The sequence below is a fragment of the Bacteroides sp. HF-162 genome (genome assembly GCF_015679285.1).
GTDB lineage: Bacteria > Bacteroidota > Bacteroidia > Bacteroidales > Bacteroidaceae > Bacteroides > Bacteroides uniformis.
In genome coordinates this window covers 2,839,832-2,861,039 of sequence record NZ_CP064937.1, presented here as the reverse complement: position 1 = coordinate 2,861,039, position 21,208 = coordinate 2,839,832, and the positions used below count along the sequence as shown (strand labels likewise).

22 protein-coding genes and 1 tRNA gene are annotated in these 21,208 nt (G+C 41.6%); 13 read left to right on the top strand and 10 right to left on the bottom strand.

Annotated features, from left to right (window positions below; translation table 11 throughout):
• The 3 genes from ITJ87_RS11710 to ITJ87_RS11700 all read right to left on the bottom strand — a co-directional run bounded on the left by ITJ87_RS11710 (nucleotide 1) and on the right by ITJ87_RS11700 (nucleotide 3,236).
• The gene (locus tag ITJ87_RS11710) at nucleotides 1–1,638 is read right to left on the bottom strand and encodes a phage/plasmid primase, P4 family (RefSeq protein ID WP_181976269.1); all 1,638 of its coding nucleotides are present in this window, start codon (nucleotides 1,636–1,638) and stop codon (nucleotides 1–3) included.
• Nucleotides 1,639–1,645: 7 nt separating this feature from the next.
• Nucleotides 1,646–1,909, bottom strand: coding sequence for a hypothetical protein (locus ITJ87_RS11705; RefSeq protein WP_005794441.1), 264 nt, complete (start codon nucleotides 1,907–1,909; stop codon nucleotides 1,646–1,648).
• A gap of 760 nt (nucleotides 1,910–2,669) precedes the next feature.
• A complete protein-coding gene (locus ITJ87_RS11700) occupies nucleotides 2,670–3,236 on the bottom strand; it encodes a hypothetical protein (protein ID WP_009132266.1) in 567 nt (188 codons plus the stop codon).
• Between the two features lie 374 nt (nucleotides 3,237–3,610).
• On the opposite strand from ITJ87_RS11700, the gene ITJ87_RS11695 reads away from it, so the two are divergent.
• The 11 genes from ITJ87_RS11695 (at nucleotide 3,611) to ITJ87_RS11650 (ending at nucleotide 11,018) form a co-directional block, all read left to right on the top strand.
• A complete protein-coding gene (locus ITJ87_RS11695; RefSeq protein WP_004327398.1) occupies nucleotides 3,611–3,850 on the top strand; it encodes a hypothetical protein in 240 nt (79 codons plus the stop codon).
• A gap of 139 nt (nucleotides 3,851–3,989) precedes the next feature.
• Nucleotides 3,990–4,271 (top strand): hypothetical protein, encoded by a 282-nt coding sequence (locus ITJ87_RS11690; protein ID WP_004327399.1) that lies wholly within the window; start codon nucleotides 3,990–3,992, stop codon nucleotides 4,269–4,271.
• A 79-nt stretch (nucleotides 4,272–4,350) separates the two neighbouring features.
• Entirely contained in the window at nucleotides 4,351–5,244 is an 894-nt protein-coding gene (locus tag ITJ87_RS11685; protein ID WP_009132265.1) for a hypothetical protein, read from the top strand.
• Nucleotides 5,245–5,246: 2 nt separating this feature from the next.
• Nucleotides 5,247–5,459: a hypothetical protein gene (locus ITJ87_RS11680; RefSeq protein WP_005794446.1), complete on the top strand. Its 213-nt coding sequence runs from the start codon at nucleotides 5,247–5,249 to the stop codon at nucleotides 5,457–5,459.
• Between the two features lie 649 nt (nucleotides 5,460–6,108).
• Complete coding sequence (locus tag ITJ87_RS11675) at nucleotides 6,109–7,839, top strand: hypothetical protein (RefSeq protein ID WP_009132264.1); 1,731 nt, start codon at nucleotides 6,109–6,111, stop codon at nucleotides 7,837–7,839.
• A 6-nt stretch (nucleotides 7,840–7,845) separates the two neighbouring features.
• Nucleotides 7,846–8,055: a hypothetical protein gene (locus tag ITJ87_RS18730; protein ID WP_005794455.1), complete on the top strand. Its 210-nt coding sequence runs from the start codon at nucleotides 7,846–7,848 to the stop codon at nucleotides 8,053–8,055.
• Nucleotides 8,021–8,278, top strand: a complete 258-nt coding sequence (locus ITJ87_RS11670) for a hypothetical protein (RefSeq protein ID WP_004326977.1) — start codon at nucleotides 8,021–8,023, stop codon at nucleotides 8,276–8,278. Before ITJ87_RS18730 ends, ITJ87_RS11670 begins: the two co-directional genes overlap by 35 nt.
• Nucleotides 8,279–8,283: 5 nt before the next feature.
• Entirely contained in the window at nucleotides 8,284–8,682 is a 399-nt protein-coding gene (locus tag ITJ87_RS11665) for a YopX family protein (protein WP_005794456.1), read from the top strand.
• Complete coding sequence (locus ITJ87_RS11660) at nucleotides 8,666–8,935, top strand: hypothetical protein (RefSeq protein ID WP_005794458.1); 270 nt, start codon at nucleotides 8,666–8,668, stop codon at nucleotides 8,933–8,935. The genes ITJ87_RS11665 and ITJ87_RS11660 overlap by 17 nt, the downstream gene beginning before the upstream one ends.
• Nucleotides 8,936–8,940: 5 nt before the next feature.
• The gene (locus tag ITJ87_RS11655) at nucleotides 8,941–10,197 is read left to right on the top strand and encodes a P-loop NTPase (protein ID WP_005794459.1); all 1,257 of its coding nucleotides are present in this window, start codon (nucleotides 8,941–8,943) and stop codon (nucleotides 10,195–10,197) included.
• 2 nt (nucleotides 10,198–10,199) lie between these two features.
• Nucleotides 10,200–11,018, top strand: coding sequence for a site-specific integrase (locus ITJ87_RS11650; RefSeq protein ID WP_005794462.1), 819 nt, complete (start codon nucleotides 10,200–10,202; stop codon nucleotides 11,016–11,018).
• Nucleotides 11,019–11,069: 51 nt separating this feature from the next.
• Here ITJ87_RS11650 and ITJ87_RS11645 read toward each other — a convergent pair whose 3' ends face one another.
• Nucleotides 11,070–12,209, bottom strand: coding sequence for a site-specific integrase (locus ITJ87_RS11645; protein ID WP_196096229.1), 1,140 nt, complete (start codon nucleotides 12,207–12,209; stop codon nucleotides 11,070–11,072).
• 217 nt (nucleotides 12,210–12,426) lie between these two features.
• Nucleotides 12,427–12,500: transfer RNA gene (locus tag ITJ87_RS11640), tRNA-Asp, on the bottom strand.
• Between the two features lie 164 nt (nucleotides 12,501–12,664).
• On the opposite strand from ITJ87_RS11640, the gene ITJ87_RS11635 reads away from it, so the two are divergent.
• Nucleotides 12,665–13,981 carry a pyridoxal phosphate-dependent aminotransferase gene (locus tag ITJ87_RS11635; RefSeq protein WP_117599478.1) on the top strand — a complete coding sequence of 439 codons (1,317 nt, stop codon included), beginning with the start codon at nucleotides 12,665–12,667 and terminating at the stop codon, nucleotides 13,979–13,981.
• A 28-nt stretch (nucleotides 13,982–14,009) separates the two neighbouring features.
• Here the strand turns inward: ITJ87_RS11635 and ITJ87_RS11630 are convergent, their stop codons facing one another.
• On the bottom strand, nucleotides 14,010–15,590 hold the full coding sequence (locus ITJ87_RS11630; protein WP_117964409.1) for a SusD/RagB family nutrient-binding outer membrane lipoprotein: 1,581 nt from the start codon (nucleotides 15,588–15,590) through the stop codon (nucleotides 14,010–14,012).
• A 20-nt stretch (nucleotides 15,591–15,610) separates the two neighbouring features.
• Nucleotides 15,611–18,718, bottom strand: a complete 3,108-nt coding sequence (locus ITJ87_RS11625) for a SusC/RagA family TonB-linked outer membrane protein (protein ID WP_117964410.1) — start codon at nucleotides 18,716–18,718, stop codon at nucleotides 15,611–15,613.
• A 139-nt stretch (nucleotides 18,719–18,857) separates the two neighbouring features.
• Here ITJ87_RS11625 and ITJ87_RS11620 point away from each other — a divergent pair, with 139 nt between their 5' ends.
• A complete protein-coding gene (locus tag ITJ87_RS11620) occupies nucleotides 18,858–19,451 on the top strand; it encodes a YqgE/AlgH family protein (RefSeq protein WP_165491398.1) in 594 nt (197 codons plus the stop codon).
• Here ITJ87_RS11620 and ITJ87_RS11615 read toward each other — a convergent pair.
• Genes ITJ87_RS11615 through recR form a run of 3 tightly spaced genes read right to left on the bottom strand, consistent with a single transcriptional unit; the run spans nucleotide 19,444 to nucleotide 21,119 of the window.
• On the bottom strand, nucleotides 19,444–19,980 hold the full coding sequence (locus tag ITJ87_RS11615; RefSeq protein ID WP_117599474.1) for a GNAT family N-acetyltransferase: 537 nt from the start codon (nucleotides 19,978–19,980) through the stop codon (nucleotides 19,444–19,446). The genes ITJ87_RS11620 and ITJ87_RS11615 overlap by 8 nt on opposite strands.
• A 13-nt stretch (nucleotides 19,981–19,993) precedes the next feature.
• Entirely contained in the window at nucleotides 19,994–20,452 is a 459-nt protein-coding gene (locus ITJ87_RS11610; RefSeq protein ID WP_117599473.1) for a hypothetical protein, read from the bottom strand.
• 49 nt (nucleotides 20,453–20,501) lie between these two features.
• Nucleotides 20,502–21,119: a recombination mediator RecR gene (recR, locus tag ITJ87_RS11605; RefSeq protein WP_035448317.1), complete on the bottom strand. Its 618-nt coding sequence runs from the start codon at nucleotides 21,117–21,119 to the stop codon at nucleotides 20,502–20,504.
• Nucleotides 21,120–21,208 lie beyond the last annotated feature (89 nt).

Genomic DNA, 21,208 nt, shown 5'->3' with positions numbered 1-21,208 from the left:
CTATTTGGTTCTTATTTTTAATTGTTTGATAATCTTCTCCACAGCGTCCAAGTCAAAAACAGTTGTTCTCTTCTCCATGTGGTACGTCCCCTCCAGTTTCTTCTCCCGGAACAAACGCTGGACTTGATAAATGCTCAATGACAAGCAGGCCGCAAGCCCTTCATGGGTATAAGCGTATCGTTTGCCATCTTGATAAACCGGTTTAGCGATCCTTTGCTTATAGTTACCCCGTAGGTCTTCCCGTTTCTCATAATAGAGTTTTTCCGTCAAGGCTGTTCCATACAAACCATACACCTGACCATTCGGGGTTCTTTTTTTACGATAACCGGCTTCCGAAAGAATACGTCCGAATACTGTCACATTCTCTTCTTTGGCATTATTGTCCCTACACCATTTGCAATATTTCCGGTACAGAATGGCCGAAGACATCCATTTGGGTTCAATATCGGCAATTTCCTCATAGCGGCACAGATAGTTCATTTGATACATGAACTTCATTACGGTACTACTTTCCGACTGATATTCATCCATGACATTTTCAAGCTCCTTACTGTCTGTCAACTTATAACCATTGGCGATAAAACGGTCACGTCCTTCCAATATCCAATTGAATATAGCTGGGTATTCGGCCTCCAAATCCCGTGACAGTTCTTTTTTCTGCCGGGCTTTGGGTATCTCCACCTCAAAGGGAATAATGCAAATACGCCGCCTCATTCCATAGCTCCAGTCTTTCAAATACGGCATTTGGTTGGCATTTGCCATAAGCAGAGGAATATTGTAAGCAGTGAAGTTATCGCCATAGATAGGCCGGGCTTCGGTAGGTTCACCACTGATAAGGCTCTTCAACGTGTCACTATCCTTACCAAACTCTAACGCTTGTATTTCAGAACAGTAGTTCAACCGCTTGCCATTAATGAAAGCGATATTTTTTTTTCTCTCATTTCCAGTAATCAATGCACCTATGCCGAAATTGCTGACATTCTCCCGGCCAAGTATGCCCATGATCGTTTCAAAGACTACACTTTTGCCATTGGAGCCGGAGCCACGAAGAACAAGCATAGTTTCCATTTTCGCCACACGCCGGTCAACAAAAATACTTCCAAGAAACTCCTGCAAAACTTTTTGCATGTTTTTGTCCGGCAAAACTTCATCCAGGAACATTCTCCAAAGAAAGACATGCTCTTCCGGCTTGTAGTCATAGGGAACACATGTAGTCTGTACCCAACGGCTGTTGAAAGAATGCGCACGGCGAGCACTCATATCAAACACACAGTTATTGAACACCACAATGGCATTATCAGGCTTCAAGGCTTTTCCTGCCACCACACGCTTACAGACTTTCAGTACACCCTCCACACGGGAATAATCACCATTGGGCATTTTGCATTTACGCATCAAGTCATATATCAGATTGCCAAAATCATCCCATGCCATCTCTTCATATATTCGGCCACTGAAATAGTAAGGCGTACCATTGAACTTACAAATCGAAGATCGTATAATGGCTGCACGCATCAAGTCCTGCACAGCGTCAACACGCGCTGCACTTTTGGACTCTTGTAAGGCGGCATCCAGTTTCTCGCCTTTCATAAGCCCGAAGACCTCATTTAACAACTTCCTATACTTTCCCTTCTCCATGTACAATCTATGAATTTGAATACCCGGCACGGGTTAAGGCCTCAACCATATATACTGACAGATTATTTATAGCAACATCTCCTGAATATCCAAATCGCCACAAATCAGTACGCCAGTCCTCTAAAGATGTGTCACAAGGTATATGATATTTTTGCATAATATCTCGCATCACCGCACAATCTTCATATCTTTCCTCTTCCTGCGCTTTTCTGAACACAGAAACAAAAACGTATCGCCCATAATCAAACAATATAGACTCAAACTTATTCATACCACCGTTTTTATACCCGAAAACAAAGCATTTCTACTGTTTTTATGCTATTTTTCAAGTGTTTTATGCCACAAATATAGCTTATTTTCTACATAATTACCATATAAATACTATTATTTTCTACTTAAAATATAGAATAAACACGCTTTTTTGAAGTCTTTTTGCCATGTTTTTATTCGTTGCATCATTGAAGACCAATAATCGCAAAATATTGATAAACAAAGGATAACTACTCTATTTCAATAGGAAATACAGATGGAACATTCTCTCTGATATGTATGGTTTATGTAGGGTTTTAAAGGCAACTATACATATATAACATATTGAAATACAAATCAATGGAAAAATAGTGCATAGTATGTATAGTTTTTTATGCAAACCATATTATATATATTTTTTCCCCATACGCAATTTACATATAAACTATACATACTATACATTAAATTTCCATTGACCTAATAATGAATGATTTACACATGTATAGTTATGAAGTAAACTATACATATACTATACATTTTCAGAAGTAAAACTATACATCGGACATTCACTTTTGTAATTTATCATTGGAAAAGCCTTAAAAACATCCATTATTGGCTCCAAAAAAGAAAAAAAAATAAAAATCTTGACCGGGATTGAAACATGCTTGGTGTCTTGGGTAGCCGGGGGGGGGTGCCCTCCCTGCTTTCATTATCCAGTTGACCAGCAAAGAAGGAGAAAAGCCGCGCTTTGCCTTGATTCTCTTTATATTATACCTATAATATTAAATATTATCCGGCTTTTCCGCTTCTTCTGCTTTCCGCTTTGCTCGATCAGCTATAAAAAGGCTGCATCTATAACACTGCAAAGGCAAATAATAATGTACTGTTTCCTCTTCTTCTGTATTTTCGTCCTTCTTCATCTGTTGTAAATCGGCTATTTTCATTAATACATCTGCACGATCTTTGCCCCTCAAATAAGGCAAAGTTTGTTCGAGACCTGATAAAACAGCGTCTTTATCTCGGTATTGTACAACATTTCCGGCTTTTTCTTCCTCTTCTGTTTCTGTGTTTTTCTTTTTCTTCTTGCTTTTGGGGCTATCATTGTCAGGAAGGAAGGCGGCGCGGTTATCTTCAAAAGACCGTATTAGTTTATTAATGCCGGGTTTATCCTTTGCAAGTTGGGCGGCTCCGCGTTGCGCTGTTTCTATCTTTGTAGATCGTGGTCTAAATATAGTTGCGTATGCTTCGCCACGACTGGCGCCGGATGCTACAAGCATACAAAAGAAAACATCATCCGGGGTTAATTGATAAATTTGCTGTAAATCTGTTACGCGCTTACTATACACCATATAAAACGATATAAAAGGGTTTATTATATTGGCGTCTCGCGCTCTGTAACTTGCTACAAAGTTAAACAAAGGCTATAAATAAAGCAAATAAGCGTATTTAAACACCTATTTTCTATAAATATTTCCTTACTTCTTAAATACTTTATATTTATCATCATATTATTTATTAATTTATTGATAATCAATATATTATATCAATATTAATAAATGTAAAAACGGAGCATTTTCTTAAAAATAAAAGTACATTTTGTTTTGTATTACAAATATTATTCGTATCTTTGTAATACAGAAAAGGAGATAAAAGACCGGATCACCTTCCACAAATTCCGCTTTTACTTCTTCTTGGTTGAGTGTTTAATTTAAAATATAAGATCATGGAAGTATTACTAAACTTACAAAACAAAAATGTAACGCTAAACGCCGTACATGTAGCCCCAGAGGGCACAAACTGTTGCAACCGTTTGAAGGTTCATTTTGATGTGTTTCAAGAAACGGCGAAAAAAGCCGCTATTATAAGACTATCAACGGCAAATAGTTTTGAACTGATTCACTATCAAGATAAACATATAGCGTTATTAATTCCTTTTGATCGCATTCAAAAGATTTCATATTAATAAAAAACCGGGTCGAGTTTGGCGACTCTTCCCGGCCTCCCTTTAAACTTTGCGTTTATCGGATCACCTTCCACAGTGATAACGCAAAGTTAAGGGAAAAACAAAGACAAACCAAGTTTCACCCTTTAAATTTTGCGTTATGAACACAGATTTATTAATTATCTATATTCGCAATTCTCGCGATATTTACGCGCTTACTGAATGGCTGCAAAATGCACTCTTGAAAAAAGTAAACCGCGGTTTAACTCCTTCCGTTGAATATCTTGCAAACTGTTCTACTATGAAAAAGATCGTCCGGATGGCGGCTAAAATGCTTTCCGATCAGGATCATAAGACCGCAACCAAGCAAGAAAAAGAACAAGCGGCAAGAGAACACGCGGCCTATATTATCGGATGCGTGGAATATCTTTCTAAATTCTAATAATAACTATTTTTCCGGGGTTGTCATGGCTCCGGGTTACTTCTTACTTTTCATTATTCACCCTTTAAAACTTTGTATTATGACTACTACAAATAGACTTTGTTACACAGTATCAAAAAGATATATTCAAGCCGGGACAACCTTTGAAATCAATGTTAAAATATTACTGGCTGATGATTGCAAAAATAATATATGCGATTGGAGTATAACGGCGGATATTTACGAACAACGCAAAAACGGGCGTTTCGTTTGGTGTGCTGGTGGTTGCTGCCATGAAGAAATACTAAAGCGTTTCCCACAGTTTAAAATGTTCGTTGATCTTCATTTGTCTAATCATTACGGCGCGCCAATGTACCCAGTTGAAAACGGGTTTTATCATATTACAAACAGCAGCAAAGAAACTGCAATTAACTATTTGCGTATTACAGAAACGGAGTATAATTTACTTTATCAGGCAGAAGATAAACAATACTTTAAATACCTTCTTTATACGCTTGGTATCGTTGAACGCTGGAAAAGAGAATCTAACGAGGCTATAAAAAAGCTGGAAGAGTTAACCGGGCAAATATGGGAAAACCCATATAAGCCGGAAAATGAACGTTTTACTTTGAAATTAACGGATGAAGAACGTACAACTATAACTAACAGAATAAACGAGGGTTATTATCGTCCTGAAGCTGTACAAGCGCGAAAAGACGAAGAAAAGCGCAAAGCATACGAGAAAAAACGCGCTGAAATAATTAACGATTGCAAAAAGAAACAACAAAAGGCCGAAAATGAAAAGCGAGTTATGCTGGCCGTTCTTGATGCCGGGTTATCAGTTTGTAATGTGATATATTACGATCATAGTAACGAGCTTGTTTTTAATTGGAAAGACTACGAAACAAAAGTAACGGAGAACGATTTTAATAAATTCGTTTCCAGTGTTAACCGTTCTTTGTTGCCTGCTGGCATAACTTTTAAAATGAAATAGCCATGGCAAAATATACGATAACCAATCAAAAAGAGTTACGCCGATCTTTTTGGGTGTTCTGCAAAGAGTTCGGAGGCGAATTTGAAAGAGAAGCCAACAAAAAGAAACATTCTTTTAAACTGGATTTTAATATAGCTTTCGGAGAATATAAAGACGGACTTTGTAAAGATGGCATTATATCGCAAAGTTTATACGAACGTGCAACACTTTATTAATAATAAGCTATGTTTTGTTTAATGCTGCTTTTATTCGGTGCCGTGGTGTTTATCTCTGGCACCGATCCCAAAAAATTAAAAGACTTCATAAATAAAAACGATCAATCAGACAAATTTTAAATTTATGGAGAAAAAGATATTATATCATATTGGGTTATATGGATTTAGAAAACTTATAGTTTATGTAATAAAGGATAACGGGGATAATATATCTATTGTTAGCCTTAACAAAGACGGTTCATTCCCTAACACGTTTGGAACTGTAATTTGCATAACATAAACGAATAATACAAACATTCCACCGCGCCGGGCGGTTTCCCGGCATTCCTTTAAACTTTGATATTATGACTGCTTATATAATAGAATCCCCAAACGGAGAAACGCACAAATTAGAAGTATTCCGCACCGCAACCGGATTTAGTGTTTATGTTGATGGCTCAAATATATGTGAGAGTATAACGGAGGACGATTTTTTGCAAGAGCTTGAAAACCCTACTTTCTAACATGGTGGGCGTAATTATTTGGCTAATAGTAGTTTTGTTAATCTGCTTTAGCGCGTTTGGCGGTCTTTGGCTGCTTCCTATTTACTTGCTTTTTTGCCTTGCTTTAGGCTTTTACTTTGGTGTAAAATATCTAACTATTTAATGTTATGAATGAAAAAGAATTTAATGGCCTCATTTTGGCCGAATTGGTTAAAATAGCAAACGACGTTTTTACAAATGAAATAGAAATAGCTCCCGGCACCTATACCGCCGCGGAGCTTGCAAAACTGAAAGATGCCAACGGTAACGAGATAAATATAAAATATCTTTGCGTTGATGCCAAACTAAATATAACGGATTTTAGGACTGTACAAATAAACAGCTTTAAATGTTCCTTTCCAGTGGATCAGGTTTTTAATCTTGTTTGGCAATTTGAAAAGCTGATAGGCACCAAACAAGCCAATAAAACAAGGTTTACCAAAATAGAAGAGCGCGAAAATATTGTTTGCTCCTTTGATATGTGGATTACAAAGGAACATCTAAATATCACTAAATTAGTAACAAAAGATCCTCTAAGACCGGTATTTAATTATATTTATCTTGATCCTTACAAATCGGCTTTAGTTGCTTCTGACGGGCGTACATTAAAAGAATACCCCGTAATTATTGAAACATCCGGGCTTTTGCCTGACGGCCTAAAATTATTTATCAATCCCAAACATTTAAAAGAAATGGTTGGCCGGTGTTCTGTTTGTGTTTGTAATCAGGAAGGCGGCAATATTACAGAAATAACCAACGATAAGAAACAAACCTTTGTTTGTGATTTTGCCGGATATTTCCCTAATTACCGGCTTGTGTACCCCAATCTTTCAAAAGACGGATTTATAAAGATTCAGAAAAGCGAATTAAAAGCGGTCGCCGGTTTTGTAAAAGAAATAGCCAAACGAAACAAAAAAAGCGGTTTTTCACTTCGTACTATTGCCGGAGATAATAAAGTTTATTTATCTTATAATGATGCAGACAGTAACGGACACAAAGAACTTTGTGCAACATTGGAAAAAGCCGCTTTAATTGATATAAAGCTAGGTTTCTTTGCATCAAACGTTATCCCCTTGCTTTCCGGCTGGACTGGTGGCGTGTGGCTGGTTGCACCTGATCGGGCGGCGGTCTTTGATGATAAGACGGCGCGTATAGGTGTGGTTATGCCTGCATTTATAAATGATTCTATTTGCCCGAACTTAAAATGTAATATAAAGGCTTTAGATCGCGCCAAAGCTCCGATCATCCCGGAAAAAGAACCGGTAAGAGAACCGGAAAAACATTTACCGGCCTTATATGTGGATGCACAAACGAAAACACCGGCGTTTGTCTTTGCTTTGGTAGCTCTGATAGATTTTATTTCCCGTTGGTTTTATCAGGATCAAATAAACAAAGCATTACAGAGGCTAACAATGTTAACCGAACTATCCGGCATTTCTTTGCCTGAACTATTAACCGAATCAGTAAGCGAAGAAACAAACGCAAATGTACCCGAACCAATAACAGAGGATGAACCAGTACGCGCATACACACCCGAACTATTGTATATTGATCGGCCTTTGGTTTTCCCGGTGCCTATCTTCATACATAAACATGAACGAACTATCAGCCGAATCGTTGTGCCCAAACTATTGAATCACCAATGTATAGCGTTACTGTTTGTTTCCATGATGTTACCCAAACTATTACGGCGATATGTTTGGGGAACAATCCGACCAAAGGCAAATGCAGATGAACTATTTTGGGGCGATTTCAGACGTTTTCACACCAAAGGTAATCATCGAATCAGAGACGGAACAAAAGAGGCAAACAAGCCTAAATTACAGCCATTTCAAACGAATTATTACATATATCAATGAATTATTATGGAAGAGAATAAACAAGCCAAAAGAAGTTATCGCCGAAACAAACCGGTTACGAAAAGTAAGGTCTATGCTATTAGACTGGATATTGATTTGGTTGATTTTGTCAGAGAGCAACCGAACATGAGTAAATTTATTAATGAACTGATCCGAAAGGAGAAGGAAAATACCCAAAAGTATGAATCAAAAAGCAAAAGATTATATCAGACGTAACACTTTGGATTTGGAAAGTGACAACCGGATGGATTCTACCGGCTATGTGCAATATGCCATATCAGAAGCAAAAGCCTATGCAGCAATAGCGATAGCCGAAGAAGGAATGAGACAAAAAGCCATTGAAGCATTCAAATTTGCCGTTGATGGTTATTTTATAATTGGCGGTACCGATTATTCAGCCAGTAGATTAAATGAATTTATTAAAAAACTTGACTCTTAATATTTATGAGAATAATAAAATTCAGAGGCAAAAGCCTTAATACAAAGATGTGGGTATATGGTGATCTGAACCATAGAGGTAAAAGAACATTCATAGAGTATGAGGTTGATTGCAAAACAATCGGCCAATTTATAGGCAAAACAGATAAAGAAGGTACAGAAATTTACGAACATGACATTATTAGTGTTAATGGTAAATATCCCAAATTGGTTAAATACATAGATGAATATGCCTGCTTTTGCCTTGCCAATATCAGCGACTTAAATAAAGAATGGATGAACCCATGGCAACAAATTTCACCTGATTGGTGGAATGATTTCAAACGGGAAATTCGAGTCATAGGAAATGCTTTTGATAATCCTGAATTGATGAAAGAAGGGGTCAACCATGAATATGCCATATAGAACCAGTCGTGACTATCAGCTTCTTAAAAAGCTACTGGATGAAGGAAAAGAGATCGTATGTTTTACAGACTTTCCGATAGATAACCGGATTTTCCGCGATGTTTGTAAAGCAAGAAAAATAGGAGAAGGCCGATACTCCGTTACTTGCCGTGGTTGTGAATATGCTTCATTTTGGGAAAATCACAATTACAAATGGGCGTTTGAAGATGAAATGCGGATGGCTAATATAGAATTTATTGAACCAAATATTTAATTGATATGAAAGCTATTATAATATATTCAGGCAAAGGCGGCGTAGGCAAAACCACAACAACCGCAAATATAGCAAGATTACTTGCAAAACAAGGGAATAAGGTGTTTATCATTGATGCAGATATAAATACCCCGTCAATGAACACCGAATTTGAAGGCGATCATCCGCATGAAATGATTTGGGTACACTCTTCTGGAAATATGTTTTCCAAGTTTATTTACTTGGAAAAATCAATGGTAAGGCAATATCTTGAACTGGCTAAAAAGAAAATACACTCTATCAACCCGGATTATGTTCTTATTGACACGCCTCCAAGTGTTACAAACGTGCATATAGAACTTCTTAGTAGGGTAAAAGTAAGTTATGTGCTGTTTGTCACCCAACCCACGAAATTAAGCAACCAAGATGTATTGCGTACAATGGACTTCTTTCATGAAAGATGTGGGAAGGTTAATTGTGGTATTGTGGAGAATATGTGCTATGGTACAGAACATAATGAATACCCGATAAGACTTGTTGCACAAATACCCATGCAGGACAACATGAATACCGAAAACCTGCTAACCAACGCCTATAATGAGTTTCAAAAGATAGTTGATGAAATCGTACAGAGTGATATTGTTGTTCTTGAAGAATATTCCACCGAAAACGGATATGATGAAAACTTTGATGTTACGGATATACACATTACCGGCTCACGAAAACATTACTTTACCCATGAACTTAAATATGATAATGGTGTAGAAAAAACTCTTACTCTACCTGCTATGAAATTTCTGTCTGTAAGAACATGGGATAAGGTAAGAGATTATATCCGGTTCCATGATGATTTGGGACATCTTTGGGACGAGAGAATGAGAAGATGTGATACAGAAAGGGTGGGCAGAGTAGTAAATCATTTCCAAAATGACGATAACGCCTATTTTATGGTTATAAATGCGCCAAACACGGAAGTTCATCTCATTACCGGAGAAATCGGAATCTGTTCTTTATTGACTGGGCAGAGAGGGCATTTTGAACTACCAAGAGTCAGTTATCAAACGAGTAAAGGAAACGTGGTGCTGTTCCCTGATGAAATTATGCCAGTAGATATAAACTTGCTACAACAAGAAATAAACGAAGGCTATATAATGTTAAGTGACGGGAGATATTTACCACCGAAAGAAACGGTACAACAATGTTACAACGCTTTCGGTATAAGGGTTGGCTTAGGTGATAATTGGGAAGATATTTATGATAGTTGGAATAAAGAAATGAAATAAAAATGAAAGATTTACGTACAGCATTTTTGGTAAAATACCCCAAATATGAAATTATACTCAACATGTATAGTAAGGCGAACGATTGCCCGGCAACATGGGAGAATCTTTCAAAAGTCCGATTGCAGGCTTTTGTTGATTATATGGAAGAACGGCTGGCACCAAACTCTGTTCGCCAATATGCCGCCAAATTAAAAGCTGTATTGAACTTGTATAATGAAGAGGTTGAGCTACCTAAAGACTATAATAAAATCCTTTCAGTAAAAAATGTGAGAAGCACTAATGTTTGGCTTACTGATGAAGAACTTGAACGAATTATCACCTATGTTCCCAAGAATGCCAACGAACAATTGGTACGCACACAATTTTTAATAGGAGCCTTTACTGGTTGCCGTCATAGTGACTATACACGGTTGAACAACCGTAATATAGTGGGTGGAATGATCTCTTATGTCAGCTTAAAGACTAAGACTCATGCCACAGTGCCATTGAAGCCAATTGTGAAAGAGCTACTAACAAACTTGCCTAAAGAAGAAGTTAGCGATCCGACATTCAACAATAATATCCGTAATATTTGCCGGAAAACCGGAATCACAGAAGCGGTTAAAATATTCAAGGCCGGAAAGGAAGTGGAAGGTGAAAAATGGGAATTTGTTTCAAGCCATACGGCACGCCGGAGTTTTGCAACCAATTTGTATTTACGGGGTGCCGATTTATACTCTATAAGCCAAATGATGGGACATGCAAGTGTGGAAATGACTCAAAATTATCTTTGCTGTGGTCTCCGTGAACAATCGGCACAAGTTATGGAGTATTTCAAATGAAACAAGCCACGCTAAATATCAGTAGAACTATTTTAGCGTGGCTCTCTTATGCTATGACAAAATCCGTTCCAGCATCTCAAAGTCTTTTTCCACTTCGGCATTCAGAACTTTAGCATATTGTTGTGTGGTGCGTACATTTGTATGACCGAGCATTTTACTCACATTTTCCATTTTAACCCCATTGTTCAGGCACATTGTCGCAAATGTGTGCCTGGCGCAATGAACGGTCAAATTTCTATCAAGCCCTGCATAATCAGCAACTATTTTAAGCCGCAAATTGTATTGTTGATTACTGATAATCGGAAGCACATAATCATATTTTTTCAATATTTCCATTGCAGGAGACAGTAATACGATAAAATAGTTTTCTTCTGTCTTTAAACGAATATCCAATATAACATACTTATTGCCGCGTTTTTGTACGTCACGTTTGAAATTGAATTTAGCAAGATCAGCATAGGATATTCCAGTATATGCCTGAAAAATAAAAAGGTCACGGACTCTACAGATCGTTTCCGAGTCTATTTGAGCATCTTTCACTTTCTTCAATTCTTCGGCAGTCAAATATTTCCTGATGGCATGTTTGCCACGGGAAAAACGCTCACCCTTATACGGATCATTTTTTAGCAAATCAAACTTTATGGCCTCGTGAATATAACGTTTGTTACGTTTATGATAGTTATATATTGTCGGCTGTGAATAGCCCTTAGCATGTAACCAATCATCATACAATGTGATATTGGCTTTTGTCAGATCAGAAAAATATATTATTCTGTCAAATTCACGTAATGAGGCCGCAAATGTCCGATGGGAAGCTTTGGTACTTTCCGTTATATCTCCACGCTCTTCAATTCTTCTTTCTACAAAGTCAACAAAACTTTCTGATTTATTGGTATATCTCAAAAATCTATCCAGCTTATCAAAATCAAAAACTTCCTTTTTGCTGATAAGCTCATTAATCCAATTTTGGATAATCCGGAGTTGTTCATCAAGACACTGGTTCAATTGAATCATTTCAACTGAATTGATTATCTTCTTTCGATCATTCCATTGGTCGGAATAGACTTTAACGCCGGTTCCGATCCATTTTCTCTTACCTTCGCTCAAAACTTCAATTTGAACGAGTCCCTTGTGTGTCTTTGTCGCAACCTTTTTACGATCAAAGACGAATCTCATTGTCGGATATTTCATATTCTTTTGAGTTTTGGTATCTACTGATTATCGCTACAATAAAAAAATGGTATCAAAGGCGGTATCATTATAGGTGAAAATATCGGTAAAAATCGGGAAATACTGGTAAGTTTCCGGTAAATATACACCCAATTTTTACATGTTCTCCATCTACTTCCAATGCCTTAATTGTTTGATACACAACAAAAAAGGGAGTAACTAATGTTACTCCCTTTCGCGGTGCGTACGGGACTCGAACCCGTGACCCCATGCGTGACAGGCATGTATTCTAACCAACTGAACTAACGCACCATTATTTCATTCTTTCGTTGCTATCTCTCTCGATTGCGGTTGCAAAGGTAGACAAAATTCTTATATCTGCAATAGCTTGAAAGAAAAAAATCATCTTTTTTTTAACATAGCTTGATTATAAGAGATTTATGTTACCTTTGCAAAACTAAATTAATATTGAAATCATGAGAAATACTCCTATTGAACGTAAGTTGATAGATGAAACTATCGCAGATTTTCATATCACAGACTTTGCCAAAGCAACTATCCGTGAAGTCAAAGCCATTGCAGCCAATGCCGAAGCGGCATCGGGTGTGGAATTCATAAAAATGGAAATGGGTGTACCCGGACTCCCCCCCTCAGCCGTCGGCGTAAAGGCAGAGGTGGAGGCATTGCAGAATGGTATTGCCAGCCTCTACCCGGACATCAACGGACTCCCCGCCTTGAAGCAGGAAGCATCCCGTTTCATCAAAGCCTTTATCAATGTAGATGTAGCCCCCGAAGGTTGCGTACCAGTTACCGGTTCCATGCAAGGAACTTTTGCTTCATTCCTCACATGCAGCCAGTGCGATGAGAAAAAGGATACCATTCTCTTCATCGATCCCGGTTTCCCGGTACAGAAGCAGCAGTTGGTCGTGATGGGACAGAAATATGAAACCTTTGACGTATATGACTACCGTGGCAACAAGTTGAAAGCGAAGTTGGAAAGTTACCTCAGCAAAGGAAATATCTCTGCCATCGTCTATTCCAATCCCAACAATCCCAGCTGGATTTGCCTAAAAGAAGAAGAATTGCGCATCATCGGCGAACTGGCAACCAAATATGACGTCATTGTGCTGGAAGACCTCGCCTACTTTGCCATGGACTTCCGCCAAGACTTGAGCAAACCGTTCCAAGCGCCTTACCAACCTTCTGTGGCACACTATACGGACCTTTACGTGCTGCTCATTTCCGGTTCCAAAGCTTTCAGCTATGCCGGTCAACGTATCGGTGTCAGCTGCATTTCGGACAAACTGTATCATCGGGCCTATCCCGGGTTGACACAACGCTACGGCGGCGGCACCTTCGGCACAGTATTCATCCACCGCGTACTCTATGCGCTCTCTTCCGGCACCAGCCACTCTGCGCAGTATGCTCTTGCCGCCATGCTTAAAGCAGCCAATGAAGGTCAATACAACTTCCTTGATGAAGTGAAAGTATACGGTGAACGTGCCCGCCGCCTGAAAGAAATCTTCTTGCGCCACGGTTTCCACTTGGTATACGACAATGATTTGGGTGATCCCGTTGCCGACGGTTTCTACTTCACCATCGGTTACCCGGGCATGAGTAGCGGAGAACTTGCGCGGGAACTAATGTACTACGGTGTAAGCGCCATTTCGCTGGTGACCACCGGAAGCCATCAGGAAGGATTACGTGCCTGCACTTCCTTTATCCAAGACCATCAGTACGACCAGTTGGACGAACGTATGGCAATTTTTGCCGAGAATCACCCCATCCAATAAAAAATATCCCTATATAAATAAGGTGTTTCTACCAGTTGATGCCGGTATCCCACCACAATCGGGTACCGGCATTGTCATCTCCACCCAGTACCTCTACCAAAGCGGCATACTGCTCGGCATTCTCCGTCTTCAGTCCGCCGGGAAAGTTCAGACGGCGAATCATTGTCTCAGTATCTATGCACCCGTCTTTACTGTGATTAAAGCGTACGGGGAATAGCCGGGGATACCCCGTCCGGCGCTGTTCAGCCCAAGCTTCACACCCTTCGGGAAACATGGCAATCCATTTTTGGGTAATAATCTTCTCCAGTTTCGTATCCCTATCCGCTGACTCCAGCCAGCGTGGCGAAACCTGACAACGGGCGGTAATATCATTCTCCATATCGTAGGTATCCACAAAATCGGCAGGCAACAAGTTGCTCTCCAGATAAGCGTCGGACTGCAAGATGCCATACTGACGGAAAGAAGCCATTACCCCTTCTTCATAGCAGATTTTCGCCGACTCATCAGTCCATCCCCGTAGGGCAGCCTCGGCACGCAGGAACCAGACTTCTGCTGCCGGCATCAACACTGCATCAGTCTGCTGGGTAACTTTCAATTTTGAGAGTGTATTATAATAGTTATGTGCAAAGCATGTACCCTGACGAATGCCGCGATACTCGCCTGCAAACTGTTCATTCTGGCAAGTGGCAAAATAGATTTCACGACGGGGATCTTCATATCCGTTCAGTATGGACTCCATCGGCGCTCCCATATAAGCTTCATTCCAAACAAGGTTTATCTCGCCCAACGGATTGGTATATCCACTCGCTGTGGAAACCGCCACCGACTCGTCCGCCTCCCGAATGACTCCGTATTCATTATCCATCGCCTTACGGAATTCCGTTTTTGCATTCTCCGGACTGGCTACCGCGATGCGCATGGCAAGCCGCATCCGCAACGAATTGGCAAACTTTATCCAAGAGTCATAATCACCGTCCAACAACATATCGAAACGCGCAAACTCCGAAGCTCCCGGATGCTCGACAATATAATCGGAAAGTACAGCAACAGCCGTATCGAGTTCACAGAAAAAGGCATTATAGACCTCTTTCTGCGTGTCAGGCATATAACGGGCTTCGGGATCGGCAAAATGACTATACACAATAGGGCCGTAATAGTCCGTGACACGGTGCATCACTTCCACCTTCAGTATCTTGGTAATGCCGAAAAAGGCAGGCATACGGTCACGTGTGGCATTCTCCGACTGATATATCTGCGGGAAAACATACTCATAGGTATGTCCCCACATGGCGCTGTTCCATCCATCCTGCAAGTTGTAGTCCGAATTGTGCGAACCTCCATTCAGAGGCTTGGCATCGTGCATGTAACCGCTGAACATGTCGGCATTCAAATTCTGGGTCAATTGAAAAGGCCAGTTCTTCCCCTTTCCGTAGTCGTAATTGAAATAGATGCCTTGCTGGATGATTCCAAGACGGATGCCATGTTCGTTATAGTCGGCCTGCAAGTCCTCGTCCGTCACGCCGGACTTGTCCGTATTGATTTCCTTAAAGTCCCGCGTACAAGCCAGAAACACGAAAACCATGCCAATCAGTACTATAATCCTCTTCATATCAAGTCTCCCTCCCCCTCTTAAAATTCACACTTCAAAGAAAATCCCCAACTACGCGTGGTAGGCATACCGTAGACTTCAATTCCCTGGTTATCGTTGCCCGTAGAGAGTACCAGGTCAGGGTCGAAAGGCGCCTTTTTGTAGAAGAAGAACAAGTTGCGTCCCGAAAAGGACAGTTGTGCCCGCTTGAGGACTTTGGTCTTTTCCATCCAGGCTGCAGGCAGTTGGTAGCCCACGGACAGCTCACGCAGCCTGATGTTCGTGGCATCATACATATAATATTCCGTCACCCCGGCCCGTCCGCCTACAACATTCTTATAAAATCCTTTCACATTATCTATCCGGTTACCTTCAAGCATTACATAACCTTTGTCTCTGGCCCGGGCCGTGACTTCAGAAACGCCATACATATCCATATCCGCCTGCGTCTGGGACAAAATATCGCCTCCAAAGCGACAATCCACCAGAAAATAGAAAGAAAAATTCTTGTAAGACAGCATATGATTCCAGCCCAGCATCAGTTTTGGATTGGCATTGCCCACTTTCACCGTATTGCCATCACCTTCCACCAAAGGCATGCCGGTATTGTCTCCTTCCGTGCCGTAAACGATATTGCCCGCATCGTCACGTACAAAAGCTTTTCCGTAGATGTCACCGATAGAGCCCCCTTTCACCAATTTCATGGCATAACTGGACGAGAAGCTGGTAGGACCGTAAAGAAACTCCTTCAGCGCTTCGTGCAGTGAAATTATCTTGTTGCGGTTGGTGGAGAAGTTTACCTCTGTTTTCCACTTGAAATGGTTTGTCAGCAAAGGAACGGCATCCAATGAAACCTCCCACTCCACATTCTGTATATTACCCGCATTGACATAACGGTAGGCATATTTATCGCCCGACAGAGTGGGAAGCTTGAAGAACTGGTTCCGGGTATTCGTCTTATAGAAAGTGGCATTCAAACCAATGCGGTTCTTTAAAAAACGCGCTTCTATACCCGCCTCAAAGGAATGCGTCATCTCCGGTTCCATATCCTTGAACGGCGCGGCATCACTTGCCAGGAACTCTCCACCCGCCGTGATATGCGAGGAAGGATTTGTGATGAACATGGGAATATCATTGCCCACCATGCTGTATGCCCCCCTTATCTTTGCCAGTGACACCCATCGGGGTAAAGTCATCAGCTTATTGAATATCAGCGAAAATCCCACGGAGGGATAGAAGAACCCGCTTTTCTCATGAGATGTATAAGCCAGTGTGGAGGACCAGTCATTACGGGCCGACAAATCAAGATAGACAAACTCGTTGTAGCCCAGTTGTGCCGTCGCAAACAAGGACTGCAATTGGCGCCGTGCATCAATCTTCTGGTCCAGCCCAGCGGAACCATTCATGATGATATTGGCCAGATTGAACACATTGGCATATTTCAGCGAAGCTGTTTTAGAGTCATAGCGGGTGGAGTTCACTGTCTTGTCATTGATACTGGCACCGAGCGCCGCGTTGAGAGAGAATGCATCCCACTGCTTTTTCATCATCAGTATGGCGTCTCCGTAATATTGGGTTTCCTGATAGTCCATCTCGATATAACGCCCATTGGCTCCCGCTAACGCCGGAGCGGTAGAGGCATAGAACTGCTGGCGCACCTTGTCGTTAATATAGTCTACATTGCCACGGGCCTGCAGGCTTAACCAATCGTTTATCTTCAGATTGGCAGATAAGGAGACTATGACATGCATACGGTTCTCCTTGCTCAATATGCGATTGGTAATCCAGTAGGGATTCTGCTCAAAATCCTCGTAGGAGGTATGCCAATTCTGTATGTTCAGGTTTCTACCCTCATCATAAACCTCGAAGTTCTCCTTATAATAAGAAATATCCTCACCCCGTGGAAAACGGTAGAGCCCCACCAAAGGATTCATGTAGAAACCACCCACGGTAGGCTTGTTCTTCACCACCTGGCGCATCAAGTTCATACTGCCATCTAACTTCAGACGGGAATTCAACAGAACGGAAGTCTCTCTGAAAGTGAGGTTGTGCTTCGAAAGGTTATGTTTCCCAATGATGCCATGCCCCGTAGTATTGGCATAGGAGAAATAGTTCTGCAACTTCTCATTGCCGTGACTCAAGGAGATGGAAGTTATGGAGGTGACACCAGTAGAGAAGAAGTCTCTCAGATTATCATATTCGGGAAGGTTTGCCCGTTCTCCCCAACTGTCCACACCGTCACTTACTCCATAGCGGTTCTGCATCTTGGGTAGTGCAAAAGCATTGTCGAACATCAGGCTCGTCGAGAAAGAAACACTGCGCTGCCCGTGCGACTGCCCCTTCTTTGTAGTAATCAGTATCACCCCATTGGCAGCCTGGCTACCATACAAAGCTGCCGCGGGAGCTCCTTTCAGGATACTGATACTCTCTATATCTTCAGGATTCAGATTGGAAATGCCGTCCCCTCCGTCACGGTTGCTGGCATTGGCCGTCCCGCCTATGGCAGAGTATGCTTGCTCGGAGGTGGAGTTCAGAATGGGAACACCGTCTATCACGTACAGAGGTTGGTTGTCACTCGCCACCGAACGGACTCCACGGATACTGACTTTGGCTGAAGCTCCCAGACCGGAAGAAACCTGGTTAACACGCACACCAGCTGACTTGCCGGTCAACGAAGTGATTAAGTTGGGCATTTTTACTCGAGTCAATTCCTCGTTTTTTATTAAATCTGTGGCATAAGAAAGAGAATTTTCTTTCTTTTCGATACCCAAAGCGGTAACAATGACATTATCCAGCTCTATCATATTTTCTCTTAGTGTGATATGAAAGGTCGAACGTCCTTCCACCTCAATATCCTGGGAAATGTAGCCGATAAATGAAACACGGAGCACTGCATTATCGGCAACCACCAGCGTGAATTTTCCTTCCGAATCCGCTATCGCACCATTGGCCGTTTCTTTCTCCTGAATAGTGGCACCGGCCAGCGGAAACCCACCTTCATCCAGCACACAGCCACTTACCGTCACTTTGGAAAGCTGTATTTCGGAATGCCCCGGACGTTGCATACGCTCCCAAAATCCCTCCGGGCAATCCGTCCATCCTATAGAAAACAGCCCTAAAATTAACATATATAGTGTAGTATACTTCATTGTATTAAATTGCCAATTACTTGCAAATTTAAGCATTTTCTTCGAATAAAAAAACCATAAAATCTGAGAAAAGAAACTTTTAAAATGAAAAACAGCGAAGAACTTTTGTTTATTGTGGAATATTATGTATATTAGGGGCATGTATAGCAATATAGATCTATTCAAGATAGAAACAAACCATGTGGTTCCTGCCCGGGGAAAGGTCTTGATTTCCGAACCCTTTTTGTGTGACCACATGTTTGGGCGATCCGTCATTCTACTGGTGGACCATACACATGACGGCACAATGGGACTGGTTATGAACAAACCTCTCCCCCTATTCTTGAATGATGTGCTGAAAGACTTCAACTGCCCGGAAAACATACCTATCTATAAAGGAGGACCGCTCAGTACAGATACGTTGTTCTATTTGCACACGCTCAAGGGCATTACCGGAGCATTGCCCATCGGCAAAGGCTTCTACCTGAACGGTGACTTTGAAGCCATTAAAAACTACATCATGCAGGGAAATTCCGTTAAAGGCAGAATCAGATTTTTTTTGGGATACTCCGGCTGGGAGTACGAACAGCTGGACCGGGAAATTGAAGAAAACACTTGGCTGGTAGGCAAAGAAAACATCAGCTCGCTAATGGACGAGGCAGCCAGCGGCACACTCTGGAAGAAGGCATTGTGCAAGCTGGGAGCAAAATATGAAATATGGTCGCGTTTCCCCCAGATTCCAACGTTCAATTAGTGTTGCGGAGAAGTTGCAACAATACGACATCCTTATAGCACCCTCCTACGCGCCACCACTCCCTCAAAAGCCCGCAACGCACAAAACCGCAGGATTCAAAAAGGCGGATACTTGCCTCATTATCCACCGAAATATGGACTATCAACTGCTTCAGATATAGGAAACTGAAAACATAGTCGCACAGCAAACGCAACGCTTCCTTGGCATAACCATTGCCCTGATACTCCTTCCGTATAGCAATGCCCACCTCTCCCCGGGCATGCATGGGAGAAAACTCTGTAATATCAATGGTGCCTATCACCGCATCATCCTCTACACGTACAATCATCATACGCAGCTGGCGGTCGGCAAACATATCGCATTCGGAATTCTCAATATATTGTTTCAAGACAAATCTGGAATAGGGCACGGTGAAGTTCGTCACATCCCAAGTCCGGGAATCATTCTCCATAGCATACATCACTTCCAAATCTTCCGGCTCCATAGCACGTAGACGCACCCTTTCACTACAGAAATAAGATTTATTCATATCTTCCAGTCGGTTACATTTCTTCTTCTTTATTGATATGCAGTTCTTTACGCAGGCGTCCATCACCCGGCAGGCAGAACAGAGAAGCCGTCAGTCCTATCAGTGCACACAGTACACCCGTACTGCTCAACATTATATAATAGGTGAAAAAACCTGCAAGCACTGGTATGGCAAGCAATGCCAGCCGCACGCCACTCCACAACGCATAAAGGCGGAGGGCTTCGGGAAGCGTCACTACATCTATTTTCCGGATTAATACCCATGAAAAGAGTTTCAGGGATACGGGCACGCAAGAGGCAGCCAGCAGAATGGTTATCGTCTCAGCCATATAGATAGCACGTACATCTCCGGCATACATACCTACCCATTCGCCTCCGGTTTCTCCAAGCAGGACGAGTAGGATGGGGAGCATCCAGAAATAAGCAAAAGTTGTTCGGACACGCAATGCAGTCTTCTTTATTTGTTCTTCCATTTAGTGAATTGATAGTGGATAATGAATAATTGATAGAAGCCCAACACGATCAGGCAGTTCCGGAAAATGGAGTGCGGTTCACGATACTGCGTCCCAGAGTCACTTCATCCGTATACTCCAATTCGTCGCCGATGGAAATGCCACGGGCTATGACGGAGAGCTTCACACCCAGTTTTTCCAGCTTGCGGTAGATATAAAAGTTTGTCGTATCTCCCTCCATCGTCGTGCTCAGGGCAAGAATCACTTCATTGATGCCACCGGCGGCTACCCGCTGCACAAGGCTTTCTATCTGCAAGTCTCCGGGACCAATGCCATCCATCGGCGAGATGACGCCTCCCAACACGTGATACAAACCACGGAACTGTTGTGTGGCTTCCACAGCCATCACATCACGGATATTCTCTACCACACAGACCACGGAAGCGTCCCGTTGCGGACTGGAACAGATGCGACACGTCTCCGTATCTGATATATTATGGCATACCTTGCAATATTTCACTTCATGCTTCAGCGTCACAATGGCATTGCCGAACGCTTCCACCACTGCCGTATCCTGGCGGAGCAGGTGAAGAACCAGCCTCATAGCCGTCTTACGTCCCACTCCGGGCAACTTGGCAAACTCATTTACCGCCTTCTCCAATAATGTCGAGGGAAACTGTCCATTCATACTTAAAATTTTCCTATTGGCCACAAAGATAGTGCAAACCGAATGCAGAATAAAATGAACTCGTTCATTTTTTATGCTGAGGTGCAGCC

What these genes read in the sequence shown, in the direction of transcription:
- ITJ87_RS11635 (WP_117599478.1), top strand. Translation starts at nt 12,665, where the DNA reads ATGAGAAATACTCCTATTGAACGTAAGTTGATAGATGAAACTATCGCA.
- ITJ87_RS11710 (WP_181976269.1), bottom strand. Translation starts at nt 1,638, where the DNA reads ATGGAGAAGGGAAAGTATAGGAAGTTGTTAAATGAGGTCTTCGGGCTT.
- ITJ87_RS11625 (WP_117964410.1), bottom strand. Translation starts at nt 18,718, where the DNA reads ATGAAGTATACTACACTATATATGTTAATTTTAGGGCTGTTTTCTATA.
- ITJ87_RS11700 (WP_009132266.1), bottom strand. Translation starts at nt 3,236, where the DNA reads ATGGTGTATAGTAAGCGCGTAACAGATTTACAGCAAATTTATCAATTA.
- ITJ87_RS11665 (WP_005794456.1), top strand. Translation starts at nt 8,284, where the DNA reads ATGAGAATAATAAAATTCAGAGGCAAAAGCCTTAATACAAAGATGTGG.
- ITJ87_RS11650 (WP_005794462.1), top strand. Translation starts at nt 10,200, where the DNA reads ATGAAAGATTTACGTACAGCATTTTTGGTAAAATACCCCAAATATGAA.
- ITJ87_RS11610 (WP_117599473.1), bottom strand. Translation starts at nt 20,452, where the DNA reads ATGGAAGAACAAATAAAGAAGACTGCATTGCGTGTCCGAACAACTTTT.
- ITJ87_RS11630 (WP_117964409.1), bottom strand. Translation starts at nt 15,590, where the DNA reads ATGAAGAGGATTATAGTACTGATTGGCATGGTTTTCGTGTTTCTGGCT.
- ITJ87_RS11670 (WP_004326977.1), top strand. Translation starts at nt 8,021, where the DNA reads ATGAATCAAAAAGCAAAAGATTATATCAGACGTAACACTTTGGATTTG.
- ITJ87_RS11690 (WP_004327399.1), top strand. Translation starts at nt 3,990, where the DNA reads ATGAACACAGATTTATTAATTATCTATATTCGCAATTCTCGCGATATT.
- ITJ87_RS11695 (WP_004327398.1), top strand. Translation starts at nt 3,611, where the DNA reads ATGGAAGTATTACTAAACTTACAAAACAAAAATGTAACGCTAAACGCC.
- recR (WP_035448317.1), bottom strand. Translation starts at nt 21,119, where the DNA reads ATGAATGGACAGTTTCCCTCGACATTATTGGAGAAGGCGGTAAATGAG.
- ITJ87_RS11620 (WP_165491398.1), top strand. Translation starts at nt 18,858, where the DNA reads ATGTATAGCAATATAGATCTATTCAAGATAGAAACAAACCATGTGGTT.
- ITJ87_RS11680 (WP_005794446.1), top strand. Translation starts at nt 5,247, where the DNA reads ATGGCAAAATATACGATAACCAATCAAAAAGAGTTACGCCGATCTTTT.
- ITJ87_RS18730 (WP_005794455.1), top strand. Translation starts at nt 7,846, where the DNA reads ATGGAAGAGAATAAACAAGCCAAAAGAAGTTATCGCCGAAACAAACCG.
- ITJ87_RS11655 (WP_005794459.1), top strand. Translation starts at nt 8,941, where the DNA reads ATGAAAGCTATTATAATATATTCAGGCAAAGGCGGCGTAGGCAAAACC.
- ITJ87_RS11675 (WP_009132264.1), top strand. Translation starts at nt 6,109, where the DNA reads ATGAATGAAAAAGAATTTAATGGCCTCATTTTGGCCGAATTGGTTAAA.
- ITJ87_RS11660 (WP_005794458.1), top strand. Translation starts at nt 8,666, where the DNA reads ATGAATATGCCATATAGAACCAGTCGTGACTATCAGCTTCTTAAAAAG.
- ITJ87_RS11645 (WP_196096229.1), bottom strand. Translation starts at nt 12,209, where the DNA reads ATGAAATATCCGACAATGAGATTCGTCTTTGATCGTAAAAAGGTTGCG.
- ITJ87_RS11685 (WP_009132265.1), top strand. Translation starts at nt 4,351, where the DNA reads ATGACTACTACAAATAGACTTTGTTACACAGTATCAAAAAGATATATT.
- ITJ87_RS11705 (WP_005794441.1), bottom strand. Translation starts at nt 1,909, where the DNA reads ATGAATAAGTTTGAGTCTATATTGTTTGATTATGGGCGATACGTTTTT.
- ITJ87_RS11615 (WP_117599474.1), bottom strand. Translation starts at nt 19,980, where the DNA reads ATGAATAAATCTTATTTCTGTAGTGAAAGGGTGCGTCTACGTGCTATG.